Annotated in this window: 11 protein-coding genes; 10 read left to right on the top strand and 1 reads right to left on the bottom strand. The window is 34.3% G+C overall.

Annotated elements, in window-relative coordinates:
* Positions 1–131: 131 nt before the first annotated feature.
* Positions 132–3,500, bottom strand: coding sequence for a transcription-repair coupling factor (gene mfd, locus BUB80_RS08415; RefSeq protein WP_073292488.1), 3,369 nt, complete (start codon positions 3,498–3,500; stop codon positions 132–134).
* A gap of 252 nt (positions 3,501–3,752) precedes the next feature.
* Between mfd and BUB80_RS08410 the strand changes: the two genes are divergently transcribed.
* The 10 genes from BUB80_RS08410 (at position 3,753) to rnhA (ending at position 15,544) form a co-directional block, all read left to right on the top strand.
* The gene (locus BUB80_RS08410; RefSeq protein WP_073292538.1) at positions 3,753–4,145 is read left to right on the top strand and encodes a hypothetical protein; all 393 of its coding nucleotides are present in this window, start codon (positions 3,753–3,755) and stop codon (positions 4,143–4,145) included.
* Positions 4,146–4,399: 254 nt separating this feature from the next.
* Complete coding sequence (locus BUB80_RS08405; protein ID WP_073292487.1) at positions 4,400–4,690, top strand: hypothetical protein; 291 nt, start codon at positions 4,400–4,402, stop codon at positions 4,688–4,690.
* A 128-nt stretch (positions 4,691–4,818) separates the two neighbouring features.
* Positions 4,819–6,318, top strand: coding sequence for a GH3 auxin-responsive promoter family protein (locus BUB80_RS08400; RefSeq protein WP_073292486.1), 1,500 nt, complete (start codon positions 4,819–4,821; stop codon positions 6,316–6,318).
* A 69-nt stretch (positions 6,319–6,387) separates the two neighbouring features.
* A complete protein-coding gene (locus BUB80_RS08395; protein ID WP_073292485.1) occupies positions 6,388–6,750 on the top strand; it encodes a hypothetical protein in 363 nt (120 codons plus the stop codon).
* Positions 6,751–6,843: 93 nt separating this feature from the next.
* Positions 6,844–8,079, top strand: coding sequence for an MFS transporter (locus BUB80_RS08390; protein ID WP_073292484.1), 1,236 nt, complete (start codon positions 6,844–6,846; stop codon positions 8,077–8,079).
* A gap of 90 nt (positions 8,080–8,169) precedes the next feature.
* Positions 8,170–8,790 carry a tetratricopeptide repeat protein gene (locus BUB80_RS08385; RefSeq protein ID WP_073292483.1) on the top strand — a complete coding sequence of 207 codons (621 nt, stop codon included), beginning with the start codon at positions 8,170–8,172 and terminating at the stop codon, positions 8,788–8,790.
* A 28-nt stretch (positions 8,791–8,818) separates the two neighbouring features.
* On the top strand, positions 8,819–10,900 hold the full coding sequence (locus BUB80_RS08380) for a T9SS type B sorting domain-containing protein (RefSeq protein ID WP_073292482.1): 2,082 nt from the start codon (positions 8,819–8,821) through the stop codon (positions 10,898–10,900).
* Between the two features lie 114 nt (positions 10,901–11,014).
* Positions 11,015–13,132, top strand: coding sequence for a T9SS type B sorting domain-containing protein (locus tag BUB80_RS08375; RefSeq protein WP_073292481.1), 2,118 nt, complete (start codon positions 11,015–11,017; stop codon positions 13,130–13,132).
* Between the two features lie 156 nt (positions 13,133–13,288).
* Complete coding sequence (gene dnaB, locus BUB80_RS08370; protein ID WP_073292480.1) at positions 13,289–14,869, top strand: replicative DNA helicase; 1,581 nt, start codon at positions 13,289–13,291, stop codon at positions 14,867–14,869.
* Between the two features lie 198 nt (positions 14,870–15,067).
* Positions 15,068–15,544, top strand: coding sequence for a ribonuclease HI (rnhA, locus tag BUB80_RS08365; RefSeq protein ID WP_073292479.1), 477 nt, complete (start codon positions 15,068–15,070; stop codon positions 15,542–15,544).
* The last annotated feature ends 107 nt before the right edge of the window (positions 15,545–15,651 follow it).

The raw sequence follows: 15,651 nt of genomic DNA, 5'->3' as shown, positions 1-15,651 counted from the left end.
AGGGCTGCAAAGGTATAAAATATTATGCGAAAAGTAGAATTAACTTATCATAAGTTCATAGAAATAAGTTAATTACGGCATAGAATTAATAACATACAAAAGTAGAATTATTTCTACTTTTGGCGAATTATTTAGTCATTTTTAAGGATAGATTTTAGAAGATTATTCACCTCATCGACATTTATTATGTTATCTTTTCTCATCATAAGGTGATTTCCATCCTTGCTTACTTTCTCCTTCAGTTGGGCTTCTGCAGGATTTGATGTGAGGTAACTAATAATGTTTTTAAACTTGCTTGTTTGGTAAAATTTGTCTTGAGGGTTGCTTGGAAAGTAGCCTAAAAACACCCCATTTTTCATGACAATTTTCTCAAAACCGATGTCGGAAGCGAGCCATTTTAACGAAACACTTTTTAATAAATTAATTGCTTCTTTTGGTAAATTTCCAAAGCGATCAATCAATTCAAACTCGAATTTTTGTAAATCTGCCTCATTATTAATCTCCGCAAGCGTTTGATAAAGCAATAATCGTTCTTCTGTATTTGATATATAAAAATCAGGAAGCATTAACTCTAAATCAGTATCAATATTAACATCTTTCACAGATTTAAAGAGCTTATTTCGGTCTTCTTCATTATCAAATAAGTTCTCAAAATCCTTATCATCTTTTAGTTCTTCAAGCGCTTCCTGCATCAACTTTTGATAGGTTTCAAAACCCATTTCATTGATAAATCCACTCTGTTCCGCTCCTAGTAAATCTCCTGCACCACGGATTTCCAAATCTTTCATAGCAATCTGGAAACCACTTCCAAGATCAGAAAACTGCTCAATTGCTTCCAGACGCTTTCTCGCATCTGAAGTCATCATATCATACGGCGGAGTGATTAAATAACAAAAAGCTTTTCTATTGCTTCGTCCTACTCTTCCACGCATTTGGTGAAGATCTGCCATACCAAATCTTTGAGCATCATTAATAAAAATGGTATTGGCATTAGGAACATCTACTCCACTTTCTATAATCGTTGTAGAAACTAAAACGTCATATTTACCTTCCATAAAATCAAGAACGTTTTTCTCAAGCTGCTTTCCTTCCATTTGTCCGTGACCAGTGATCACTCGCGCATCAGGAACCAGTCGCTGAATTAATCCTGCAATATCCTTAAGGTTTTCAATTCTATTATTAATAAAATAGACCTGTCCGTCTCTTTGTAACTCGTAAGACACCGCATCACGAATTGTTTCTTCATTAAATCCCACAAGCTGCGTTTCCACAGGTTGTCTGTTTGGTGGTGGTGTTTTAATAACTGATAAATCTCGCGCTGCCATTAATGAAAACTGCAATGTTCTCGGAATTGGCGTTGCCGTTAAAGTCAAGGTATCCACATTGCTTTTAAGTGTCTTTAATTTATCTTTTACTGAAACTCCAAACTTATGTTCTTCATCAATAATCAATAAACCTAAATCTTTAAACTTAACACTTGCGCTTGCCAGCTGATGCGTTCCTATAATAATATCAACTTTTCCATTCTTTAGATCAGCCAAAGTTTCAGATTTCTGCTTGGCTGTTCTGAATCGGTTCACATAAGAAACCGTTACAGGAAAATCTTTTAACCTTTCTTTAAAACTTCTGTAATGTTGGAAAGCCAAGATTGTAGTTGGAACTAGAATAGCCACCTGTTTACCATCTGTTGCCGCTTTGAATGCAGCACGAACAGCTACTTCGGTTTTACCGAAACCTACATCTCCACATACAAGCCTATCCATCACCGTATCAGCTTCCATATCTTTTTTCACATCAATGGTTGCCTTTTCCTGATCTGGAGTATCTTCATAAATAAAACTGGCTTCCAATTCATTCTGAAGGTAAGAATCTGGTGTAAAAGCAAAACCTTTAGCTGTTTTTCTTTGAGCATATAATCTGATAAGATCAAAAGCAATCTGTTTTACTTTAGCTTTTGTTTTTTGCTTCAATGATTTCCAAGTCGGCGATCCCAATTTGCTTAGAACAATTTCTTTTCCGTCCGGACCGTTGAACTTCGAAATTTTATGAAGCGAATGAATACTTACATACAATAAGTCTCCATTTTTATAGGTCAGTTTAAAACATTCCTGAATTTTACCGTCATTATTCACCTTCACCAATCCCATGAATTTTCCAATCCCATGATCAATGTGGGCAATATAATCTCCTATTTTCAGAGACATTAAATCCTTTAAGGTAAGCTGCTCTGATTTCGCAAAATTGTTTTTTGCTTTATATCGTTGATAACGGTCAAAGATCTGATGGTCTGTATATACCAAAATTTTGTGATCATTATCTACAAATCCTTCATGAAGTTCAGATTTAAAGCTTTTAAACGGTACTTCATGTTCCAGTTCTTCAAAAATTGACTGGAGTCTTTCCCTTTGTTTTTCTGTAGAAAAAGAGATCCAAGTATCAAAACCTTCCTCCTGCTTTTCTTCTAAATCTTCAATTAAAAGTTCAAAGTTTTTATGAAAAGAAGGCTGTGAAGTTTGTTCAATTTTAATCTCAGTATTATCTTTTAATCCATCGATTGGAACACTGCTAAAATCAATAGTTTTAAATTTTTTATAATCAAATAAAAACTCTTGGTCAGAAATAAATAATTCCTGTGGCGCTCTGTGGGCAATATCTTTACTTAATGTTTCAAATTTCTCTAAAGACTTTTCGTAAAATGTTTTAATTCTTTGAATCCCAACAACCCCATTTTTAGAAACAATAAAACTCTCTTTCGGTAATAATTGCAGCAAAGAAACTCTGGTTCCCGCAACTGAAAAGTTCATATTTGAAACCAATTGCAGTTCTTTTACTTTTTCAATAGAAAGCTGCGTTTCAATATCAAATGTTTTTATGCTCTCAACTTCATTTCCAAAAAAGGTAATACGGTAAGGCTTCTCATAAGAATAAGAAAATACGTCTACAATTCCCCCTCTTACCGAAAACTCTCCCGGCTCGGAAACAAAATCCGTCTGCTGAAAATTATAATGCGTAAGCAGTTCATCCACAAAATCAAAGTCAAGTTGATCACCTACTTTAATTTGATGGGAAATGGCTTTAAAATCTTCTTTCTTTAGAACCTTTTCCGATAAAGCCCCCGAATAGGCAACAATTACCTTTGGAGACTTACTTGAATTTATTTTATTTAAAACCTCAGTTCTCAACACCAAATTGGCATTCTGTGTTTTCTCAACCTGATAAGGCTCAAGATGTGTTGCCGGGAAATACAAGACTTTCTCTTTTCCCAACAAATCTTCCATTTCTGTATTTACATAAAGAGCATCTTCTTTATCATCTATAATATAAAGAACGGTATGTTTCCGGGTTAAAAAAAGCTCGGCAACAAAAATAGAAGCCGAAGAGCCTGCACTTCCTCTTACAGAAATATGTTGATTATTTTCCAGCTGTGTAAAAATTTCTTTTCCAAATTCCTTTTGTAATAAATCCGGAAGAAACTTTTCGTTGATTGTTTTTAACTGCATAAATAGTAACGGTATAAACGCCAAAAGCGATTTCGGGAGTTTTCCGAAATCGTTTAAGACAAAACAAAGGTAGGGATATTTTTTTTCTTTAAAATGATGATTATGATGTGTACAAAATTTAAGCTAGAACATTAAAAAACCGCTAAATCACAATAATTGCCAAAAGGTTTAATTAAAAGTTAAAACACCAATAAAACCTATTCACGGCATAATGTTTGGAAGTTACGCCACCTAACATTTAAACGAAAAATGATGCTAAAAACAATTAAAACTTTAGGAATTTTCATGCTGGTACTTTTTACAGCAATCTCTTTTTCATCTTGCAGCAGCGAAGAAGATGTAACAAAAGACGATGCTTTCGCAGGAATTTATAAAGGAAGTGTATCTTACAATGATACCGAGAAAAACATCAGTACAACCGAAGGAAGTATATTTATAACCAAAGTCGTAAGCGGAACAAAATACAACTTTGCATTCTCCAACGACATTCCGCCTCTTAACGGGATTGATGTTGAAAAAACAGGAGAAAATACTATAGTAATGGTAGGTTCGAATACGACAGCTTACATAAGAGTTGAAAACAACCATGTGAGAATTTTATACACCAAAGATGGCAAGAATTGGACTGCCGATTGTAAACGTTAAACTAATTATTTAGATATACAGTAAAACCTGCTTCCTTTTTTTGAAAGCAGGTTTTTATTTTAAAGCAATCCAAAATTTTAAATTTTAAAAAAATATTTTAAATGCTCCTATATCGTAGAAAGCTTTGATAGATTATTAAACAGCTTTAATTTTTTTTTAAGCTGTAATAAACTTTAGTTAAGTTTCTATGTGTTAGATTTTTCAGCCCAATTTTTGCTTAACTTTGATTCAACAAAACAAATAATACAATTATTATGAAAAAATTAATAACTGCAATGTCACTAGTATTAGGACTAGGATTTGCAACGGCTCAACAAGTTGCTCCGGCAACAGCTACTAAAGCTCATCAACAGGTAACAAAAACAGCTAAAGCAGTAGATACAAAAGCAGCTAAAGTTGCAGACACTAAAGTAGCTAAGCCTGCAACACCCTCAACTCCGGCTGTTAAAATGAAAAAAGACGGAACACCAGACAAAAGATATAAAGAAAGTCAGCATCTGAAAAAAGATGGTACCCCAGATAAAAGGTATAAAGAAAACAAATAAACTCAACTTATAGTTGTTATTTTCATAATCAAATTTCGAAGAACCGATGAGACTCATTCATCGGTTTTTTTTATTTCATATTTCATTAAAATGCCATCAAATTATTTAGTTATTTATAAATTTGAACCATGTTAAACTTTCTCAAGAAAAATATAGCACTTGTTTGGGCAAAAAAGCATGTTCAAAAAGCTGAAGAATTCAAGCAAAACCCAGAAAAAAATCAAGAAGAACTACTTTTATCTTTAGTAGAAACAGCTAAAAAAACATTGTTTGGAAGAGAACATGATTTTGAAAATATTCATTCCATTAAAGAATTTCAGGAAAGAGTTTCTATTGCAGACTATGAAGATCTTAAACCTTATATTGAAAGAGTAAAAAAAGGACAGGCCAATATTCTATGGACAGAAACTCCGGAATATTTTGCCAAAACTTCTGGCACCACCTCGGGATCAAAATACATTCCGATTTCTAAAGAAGCAATGCCCTACCAAATTGCCGGAGCTCAAAGTGCATTATTTCATTATATAGCACAGAAAAACAGCGCTGAATTTGTAAAAGGTAAAATGATCTTTTTACAGGGAAGCCCTGAATTGGAAGAAGTATTTGGAATAAAAACAGGACGTCTTTCAGGAATTGTTGCTCATCACATTCCTAATTATCTACAAAAAAACCGTTTACCAAGTTGGGAAACCAATATGATTGATGATTGGGAAGCCAAAGTAGAAAAAATCGTCGAGGAGACCGAAAAAGAAAACATGACATTGATTTCAGGGATCCCACCTTGGCTGATTATGTATTTTGAAAAATTAATTGAAAAGAATGGTAAAAAGATCAAGCAAATTTTTCCTAACCTTCAACTAATTGTTACGGGCGGAGTAAATTACGAACCTTACCGCGATAAGATGGAAGAATTATTAGGTGGAAAAGTTGATATTATTCAAACATTTCCTGCTTCAGAAGGTTTTTTCGCTTTTCAAGATGATTATACAAAAGAAGGACTTTTGCTTTTAACCAATCATGGAATTTTCTATGAATTTATTCCTTTAGAAGAATATGGAAAACCAAATGCAAGAAGATTAACCTTAAAAGAAGTTGAGCTGAATAAAGATTATGCATTAATCTTAACAACAAATTCGGGTTTGTGGGCATATTCAATTGGTGATGTTGTAAGATTTATTGATAAAAATCCGTACCGAATTTTAGTAAGCGGAAGAACAAAACATTTCACTTCAGCTTTCGGAGAACACGTTATTGCCTTTGAAGTGGAAGAAGCGCTTAAAGCAACCTTAGAAAAACATCCTGCTCAAATTACTGAGTTCCATCTTGCGCCACAGGTTAATCCTACAGAAGGACTTCCCTATCACGAATGGTTCATAGAATTTGATAAAGAGCCAGAAAATTTGGAAATCTTTAAAAATGAACTGGACGAACAACTCAGAAATCGCAACACCTATTATGATGATTTGATCTCTGGAAATATTCTCCAGAAACTTCATATCAGTAAATTAAAAAAGAATGCTTTTCATGAATATGCAAAATCTCAGGGAAAATTGGGAGGACAAAATAAAACTCCAAGACTGGCAAATGATAGAAAAATAGCAGATTTATTAGAAATCTATAAATTTTAAACACATTTTTTTAATTCAGGAAACGTTTATTCGAAAAAAATTATAAATTTGGAAAACTAAAAAATAAGAATGAAAGCATCTGTACTTTTAAAATCATCTTTGTTAACGTCTTTATTTGTAATTTCATCTTGTGCAACTACAAAATATACTGAAGACATTTCTAAGAATAATTATTCTAACCTTGAAGCAGGAAAAATGTATGTGGTTAAAATGAAAGACGGTTCTAAAAAACAAAAAATGTTATTCCGTAATGTAGATGGCAATAATCTTGTTGGTACAGCCGGAAAAAAAGACAGTACAGAAGTTATTATTCCAAAATCTAATGTAGCCTCTGTAAGAGACAGCAGAAAAGCAAGAATTACTGCAGGAGCTGTTGTTATTGGAGCAGCCGGTGTTGCAGCATTAGTTTTAAGCTCTTCAAGAGCTGACTAAAATAGATTTTATCTTTCAGCTTCCATTTGATTTATCATTTAAAAAATCATAATATCACTAGCCTTAAATGAATATTTAGGGCTATTTTTGTGAATGATTTCGTTTACCCCGCTAAAAACATTGCAAAATGTTGAATTCAGAAATCTTCTTACAGGAAGATTTTTTATAGTTTTAGCCTTTAGAATGCTCGCTACTTTACTTGGATGGTGGGTGTATCAATTAACAAAAGATCCTTTTTCAATTGGCTTGATTGGTCTTTCGGAAGTAATTCCCGCAGTAAGCTGTGCTTTATACGCAGGCCATGTTATTGATATGAATGAAAAAAAGAGGCTCCTACTCATTTGTAATTACACCTATGTTTTCCTTATTGGTTTATTATTGATTCCCGCTTTTCTTAATGTAGAAATGCATTTTACTGGACATCAAATTACCTATTTCATCTACGCTGTTATTTTTTTCACAGGAATTGCTCGGGCCTTCATTGGTCCTATTGTCCCTTCTATGATTCCAAAAATCGTTAAAAAAGAAAATCTACCCAATGCTGTCACTTTAAATCAGGCTACTTTCCTGATATCGTCTGTTTGCGGGCACGCAGTTGGAGGATTCCTTATTGGTTATTTTGGAGTAAAATGGACCTTAGTTGTTATCATTTCATTAATATTTTTCGCTTCATTATTTTTCTGGCAGTTAAAAAAACAATATTCTGAACATAAAAAAGAAGAGGTAAATGTGGTTGAAAGTATGCGTGAGGGAATTTCTTACATCTTTAAAACCAAAGAGATCTTAGGTGCACTATGCCTCGATATGTTTGCTGTTTTATTTGGAGGAGCTGTTGCCATGATTCCTGTATTTGCCACTGACATCCTAAAAGTAGGCGCCGAAGGTTTTGGGCTACTAAATGCTGCTTCAGACATTGGTTCAATGTGTATTATAATAATGTTATCTATTATTCCGTTAAGGAAAAACCAAGGAAAAGTATTGCTTGGTGTAGTAACCGGATTTGGGTTATGTATTATAGGTTTTGGATTATCTCATATTTATTGGCTTTCATTTATGTTTTTGGTATTAAGCGGAATGCTTGATGGAATCTCTGTAGTAATAAGAGGAACCATTGTTCAACTGAAAACACCAGATCATATAAGAGGACGTGTTTTAAGTGTGAATTCCATTTTTATTATGTCTAGCAACGAAATGGGACAATTTGAAAGTGGCGTTATGGCAAAATTACTAGGAGTAGTGCGCTCTGTAGTATTTGGAGGAACAATGACTGTATTGGTTGCTTTGCTTGTAGCAAGCACAAATCCCAAGCTAAGAAAAATGCAATATTAAGACTTATAAGTGTGATTTATTAAATAAATCACAAAAACTTCAATTCAACGTTAATAATTATTTATATTTGCTTTATAAAAATCCCCCTTTATGAAAAAACTTCTACTAATTTTAAGCTTTTTCGTGGCTGGCATTTCAGCAAATGCTCAATCCTACACAGAAAAAGACTTCCAACAATCTGTTTTACAAACAAATACCGCTAAAACAAAAAGTGATTATGATAATCTTTTTCAAAAGTTTTCTAAATTCACCAGTACCAAAACTTCAGAAAGATGGCTAGCATATTATTATGCAGCTGTTTCAATGTATCTTAAAACAGAGGTTCAGATAAATCAAACGACTCATGAGGACCTTTCAGCATCTAATGCCCTTGCAGTAAAATTTGCAAATGGAGCATTAAGCTCTCAGCAAGATAATGCAGAAATTAACATTCTGATTGGGCTGATATACTTTCAAAAAATACAAATCAATGAATCTACTGATGTACAAAAAGATTTAGATATCATTTCAAAAATAATAGCAAAAGCCGAAGCAGCTTCACCAAACAATCCAAGGTTGGCAATTCTAAAAGCCAGAATGAAGGAAAAATCAGGTGATAAAACAGCAGCCGAAATATTATTAAAAAAAGCAGCAAGCGGATTTGAGGGTAAGAATTCTACGAGCAGTACACTACCAATGTGGGGTAAGCAATTAACCCAAGTAAACAAATAAAGAATTAGAAAATCTTAAACTGATCAAAATGAAAAAATTTCTACTTATTTTTCTTATAATCATATCTCAAATGAATTTTGCTCAATCTAGTTCTGATTGTGGCGGAAATGTTCAAGTGTGTGGAAATACTCCTATTTCTTTTACTCCTACAGGTCCTGGAGATGTTCTTGAAACTTTAGGAGGATGTCTTAGTAATGAACATTTCTCTATTTGGTATACGTTTACTGCTGCTACATCTGGTACATTAACCTTTATGATTAATCCGAATGTAGCTGCTAACGATTATGACTGGGCAGTATATGGACCCAATGTTACCTGTGCTAATTTAGGAACTCCTATCAGATGTAACTATTCTGCAACTTCCGGCCCTACAGGTTTAAATATGACTGCAACAAACACTACATCGAATGCTGGAGGTTCACAATTCTGTTCTTTTATGAATGTAATAGCTGGGGAGACCTATTATCTTATTGTAGATAATTTTTCTTCTAGTGCTAACGGTTTTGTATTATCATGGGGGGGAACTGCCGATTTGGTCTCTCCTTTCAACAGTGCAAACCAACCCTATCCTTTCATAGAACCAGGAAGCCCTGGACCAACACCTAACTCTCCTAGAGAAGTTATCATCTGTACAGATCCAGCAGTTTTTAATTTCAGCAGTTTAACCGCAGGAATTGTAAATAATAATCCTAATTTTTCCGTATCGTATTACAACAACTCAAATGATGCTATATCTGGTAATAGTCCGATAATAGCACCAACAACTGTTAATACTACCAATACCTACTATTACGCAATCACTTATTCAAACCCAAGCGCACCAATTGGCGCTATTAACAGATGTAGAATTCCTGGTAATTTTAAATTTATACAAAAGGCTATTAAAGCTACAGACGTTACTTTAACGGCTTGTAATAATAACAATACCGGTACCGCTGTATTCGACCTTACAACTGCCAACGTGATTGGAGATCCTACGGTAATAAAAAAATATTACCCTTCAATGTTCGATCTTAATGCGGGAACCAATGAAATTACAAATCCTTATCAATATACTTCTGCAGGAGGTACTGTGTTTGTTTTGATAACTTCAACCGCAGGATGTACTGCTATTGGAAAAATCACATTAGCATTCTTCCCTGTAGTGGTAGTAAATGATGCTACTTTAAGATCTTGTTTTATTGAAACTAATCCATCAACAGCATTATTTAATCTTACGACTGTCTCTGTAACAACACAAGGAGGTACTACTAAAAAATATTATCCTTCTTTAACTGATGCAGTAGGTGGAACCAATGAAATTCCTCCAACAGCAGCAATATCCTACATCGCTCCAAATGGATTTATCTACGTAAGAGTAACCAATGGAAACGGATGTTATACAATAGCAAAAGTAACATTAACGGTAATTGCTCCGGTTTATTCTACCGTTTTAAAAGACAAGATCATCTGTCTTGAAGATAAAACAACTTTAGATGCCGGTCCAGGATTCAGCACATACCTATGGAGTACTGGAGCAACAACTCAATCTATTACAAATGCTGGAGTTGGTACCTATTGGGTAAAATTGAAAACAGGAGATTGTACAGCAACTCAGACAGTAAAAATTTATCCATCTGAGCAACCTGTAATTTCAAATGTTGATATTTCAACCAATACCCTTACAGTATATGTTATAGCAGGAACAGCTCCTTATAAATACTCGATAGACAATATCAACTGGCAAGACTCTAATGTGTTCAGCAATATCCCAAGAGGAAACACAACCGTCTATGTAAAAGACTCTTACAACTGCACTCCTATTGAAGTGGAAGTGGTTGTACCTAATATCATCAATGTAATTACTCCAAACGGAGATGGTGTAAATGATGTGATTGATTATTCTGCATTAGCAAGTAAAAAGAATCTTATATTCAGTATTTTTGACAGATATGGAGCAAAAATTTTCCAAGCTGATAAGAGTAATGGATACAAATGGGGTGGTACTACAATAGATGGCAAAAAACTATCCACAGGAAATTACTGGTATTCTGTAACGTGGAATGAGAACGATAAAAAAAGTACTCCTTTCAAATATTCAGGATGGATATTGGTAAAAAACAGAGAATAATTAATAATACATATAAAAACCGCTTTCTTTTAAGCGGTTTTTTATATACAATCAATACAATATTAAATTATTGTTAATATTTTCATTATTTTTGTTTAATAAAAGTCAGTTAAAATGAAAAAATATCTACTTCTTTTAATCTTATTGTTTTCGCAACTATATTTTTCACAATCAGACTGTATTACGGCAATTCCTGTATGTGGAAACTCAGATATTTCCTATGACCCTACAGGTCCCGGAAATGTTGCGGACATCCCCAACCCTGCTCCGAACGACCTTTGTCTTAAAACTGGAGAGCACTATTCCGTTTGGTACACATTTACTATTGCTACTTCTGGCACATTAACTTTTGAAGTCACTCCAAATACAAACCCTTTATTACCTCAATCCGATATAAACAATCAAGCAGATTATGATTGGGCAGTGTGGGGACCTAGCCCTACGTGTGGTAATTTAGGTACACCTGTAACATGTAATTATGCTGGGAAAACAGGAGCATGGCCCTATCCTACAGGACTATCAGCAAACCCACCAAATGCCCCAAACACAGGATACAACCCTCCAATGAATGTATTAGCTGGTGAAACTTATGTTTTATTAGTTGATAATTACAGTCATAATGCATTAGGATTTTCATTAACATGGGGAGGAACAGCGACTTTAGCTTCTGCATTTAACGACCCTGTACTGACCCCGCACCCATTTGTAACTCCTGGAGTTCCTGGGCCAACACCTACATCACCAAACGAAATTTTAAAATGCGCCCTACCTTCATTGTTTGATTTCAGCACTTTATCTCCTGGAATTTTAAATGGTAATCCGAACTTCTCTGTTACTTATCATTTAACCAACAATGATGCGATTACAGGGAATGCTCCAATCACAACACCAATAATGGTAAACGCAACAGATATTTACTATTACAGAATAAAATATACAGATCCAGCCAATCCAGCCAATCCTATCAACCAATGCTTCCAAACAGGGAAGTTTAAATTTAAACAGGGAAATATTATCCCTAAAAATGCTACATTATTTGCATGTAATAACAATAATATAGGCACAGGATTATTCGACTTAACAGCTGCAGATGTTTATACCGGTGGTAACATCACAAAAAAATATTACCCTACGCTTAATGACTTAAACGCAGGAACAAACGAAATTACAAACCCTACAAACTACACTTCTATAGAGAAGAAGGTATACGTAAAAATAACTACAACTGACAATTGTACTGCAAATGCTGAAATTACATTAAAATTCTACGCTCTTGTTATCGTAAAAGAAGCCAGTCTCGAATCTTGTTATATCCCTACCGATATCACAACAGCTGTTTTTGACTTAACCTCAGCAAATGTTTCGGCACTTCCAACTCCTCCTAAAAAATTCTATGCTACATTAGCTAATGCAACAAGTGGAACAAATGAAATAGGAAATCCAGCGATCTATATCACTACAACCGGCACTGCATACGTAAGAGTTTATAGTGCTGATAATTGTTATTCTATTGCTAAAATTAACCTTAAAGTTTTACCTCCTGTAAAATCAAATGTTCTAAAAGACAAAACAATCTGTCTTGAAAATAAAACAACTTTAGATGCAGGTGCAGGATTTGACGGATACGAATGGAGCACAGGAGCAACAACACAAACAATTTCAAATGTAGGAGTTGGAGCTTATTGGGTAAAACTAAAAACAGGAAAATGCTTCACGCTACAAAACGTGAATGTATATGCCACTCAGCAACCTGTTGTAAGCAGTATTGACATCACAAACAATACTATTACAATAAACGTAAACGGTGGAACACCTCCTTACAAATACTCTTTAGACGGTATTACTTGGCAAGACTCTAACGTATTTACAGATCTTCCAAGAGGAGAAGTAAAAGTATATGTAAAGGATACTTATAATTGTAATCCTATTGATGTACAGGTAACCGTTCCTAATCTTATTAATGCAATTACTCCAAATGGAGATAACATTAATGATTACATTGATTATTCTGCACTCGCTTACAAAAAGAACTTAGAGTTTATTGTTTACGACAGATATGGAAATAAGCTTTTCACAGCTGATAAAACCAAAGCTTACAGATGGGACGGAACTTCCGGAGGTAAGAAGATCTTAACTGGAACTTACTGGTACACTATCACATGGAATGAAAATGATAAAAATAATACTCAAACAAAATACAATGGATGGGTACTAGTAAAAAATAGAGAATAATTTAATTCTTTCATACATTTAAAAAATCACCTCAATTATGGGGTGATTTTTTTATTCACAGACTCCCTCTTTTATTGGTGGTATTTTAAAACAAATCAGCAGTAAAATGTTAGTTACTATTTTCAAATTATTTTCTAAATAAACTATCTTTGCACAATGGCGCAGAAAGAAACATTATCATCTCTTACCCACGGAAACTTCGCAAAAGAGTTGTCAATTGCTGATGGAAAGATGCCTCCTAATGCAGTAGATTTTGAAAGATTGGTTATCGGAACTTTTTTAATTGATAAAAAAGGGCTAGACCATTCTATTGATCTTCTTACTCCTGATGTATTTTACGACCCAAGACATCAGGTAATTTTCACAACCATTTTGAAATTATACGAAGGAAACCATCCTGTTGATTTAATGACCATTATTCAGGAGCTTAAGAAAGAAGAAAAACTTCCTTTGGCTGGTGGAGATCATTATATTGTTGATCTTACGATGGGAGTAAGTTCATCTGCCCATATTGAATATCACGTTCGTGTTATTCTTGAAAAATACATTTTAAGAAGTTTAATTAATGTTTCGGCCAACGTTATTGACTCATCTTACAAAGAGTCAACAGACGTTTTTGAACTTTTAGATAAAGCCGAACAGTCGTTCTTTGAGATCACTAACGGAACTATTAAAAAAGGTTTCGACACCGCAAACTCATTAGTAAAACAAGCTATTGAAACTATTAAATCTTTAAAAGACAAAGAAGGTATTTCAGGAGTACCTTCAGGATTTAGAGATATCGATAAAGAAACCGGAGGTTGGCAAAATTCTGACCTTATTATTATCGCTGCCCGTCCCGCAATGGGAAAAACAGCCTTCCTTCTTTCCATGGCAAGAAATATTGCTGTTGGACATAAAATTCCGATGGTACTTTTCTCTCTGGAGATGGCATCGGTACAGTTGATCACAAGGATGATTGCCTCTGAAACAAGAATCTCATCTGAAAAACTGAGAAAAGGAACCTTAGATGATGAAGAATGGCAACGTCTATTCTCCAATGTATCTGAGTTGGAAAATGCTCCTCTTTTTATTGATGAAACTCCTTCCCTTTCTATCTTCGACTTCCGTGCAAAATGCAGAAGATTAGTAATGCAGCATGGCGTTAGACTAATAATGGTCGATTATCTTCAGTTGATGACAGCCGGTAGTGGCGGAAAAGGAGTTGGAAACCGTGAACAGGAAATCTCGATGATCTCACGTTCACTAAAAGCGATTGCAAAAGAATTGAACGTTCCTGTAATTGCACTTTCACAGCTTTCAAGAAGTGTGGAAACCCGCCCAGGAAAAAGACCTCAACTTTCAGATCTAAGGGAATCCGGAGCAATTGAGCAGGATGCGGATATTGTGTCTTTCATCTTTAGACCGGAATATTATAAAATTGGTGTTTGGGATAATGATGAAGAAGGACAGGAAACTACAACAGAAAACCAAGCCGAACTTATTATCGCAAAACACAGGAATGGTGCCACAGCAGATGTAAGATTATCTTTCTTGAAACATTTTGCAAAATTTGGAGATATAGAACACGCAACAGGCGGAGGTTTTCCTTCTGATTTCGGTACACCTGAACCAAGTGGTTTTGATAAAATAAAAACAACAATTCAACCGGGAGCCGCATTTGATTTACCCGATAGTTCTAAACTTTCAGGCTCTTCAATGAATGATTTTGATGATGAAGACGATTTTCCTTTTTAGTGTTTAAGGATAATTTTAAATAATAAAATTTAAATATAATCAGCTCCTTCGACTCCGCTCAGGATGATATCTCTAATACTAACTGTCATTTTGTAGCGTTGTCATCCTGAGCGGAGTCGAAGGAGCTCAAGTATAAAAATTAATACATCTTTTATCACTTCTTGGTTTAATCTTAAGCTAAAACAATTCAATAAAATTTTGAGAATCGAAATATATACAGACGGCGCTTGCAGCGGAAACCCCGGAAAAGGAGGATACGGAATCGTTATGCGCGTGCCTGAAAAAAATTACCAAAAAACATTCTCGAAAGGTTTTCGCAAAACCACGAATAACAGAATGGAACTTTTAGCCGTCATTACAGCATTGGAAAAACTAAAATCTCCAGACAATGATATTCATGTTTTTACGGACAGTAAGTACGTATCAGATGCCATTAACCAAAACTGGATTACCGGATGGATAAAACGAGGCTGGAAAAATGTAAAAAACCCGGATCTCTGGAAAAAATTCATTGAACTGTATAATATACATAAACCTAAAATGCATTGGATAAAGGGACACGCAGGACATTTTGAAAATGAACTTTGTGATAAATTAGCCGTTGCTGCAGCTGCTTCAGACAACCTTGAAATTGATGCATATTTTGAGTCTCTTGAAAATAACTCTCTTTTTTAACTCAATTTTATTTAAACCAATTATAGATGTCATCTATTAATCATTTCGCTATTCAAATTAGATTTCTTTATTAAATACCTATTATATTCCGCAAAATTAACAGTAAA

The organism is Chryseobacterium polytrichastri (assembly GCF_900142445.1).
Lineage (GTDB): Bacteria > Bacteroidota > Bacteroidia > Flavobacteriales > Weeksellaceae > Chryseobacterium > Chryseobacterium polytrichastri.
The sequence above is the reverse complement of the archived record's forward strand: the minus strand, read 5'-3'. Positions and strand labels throughout refer to the sequence as shown.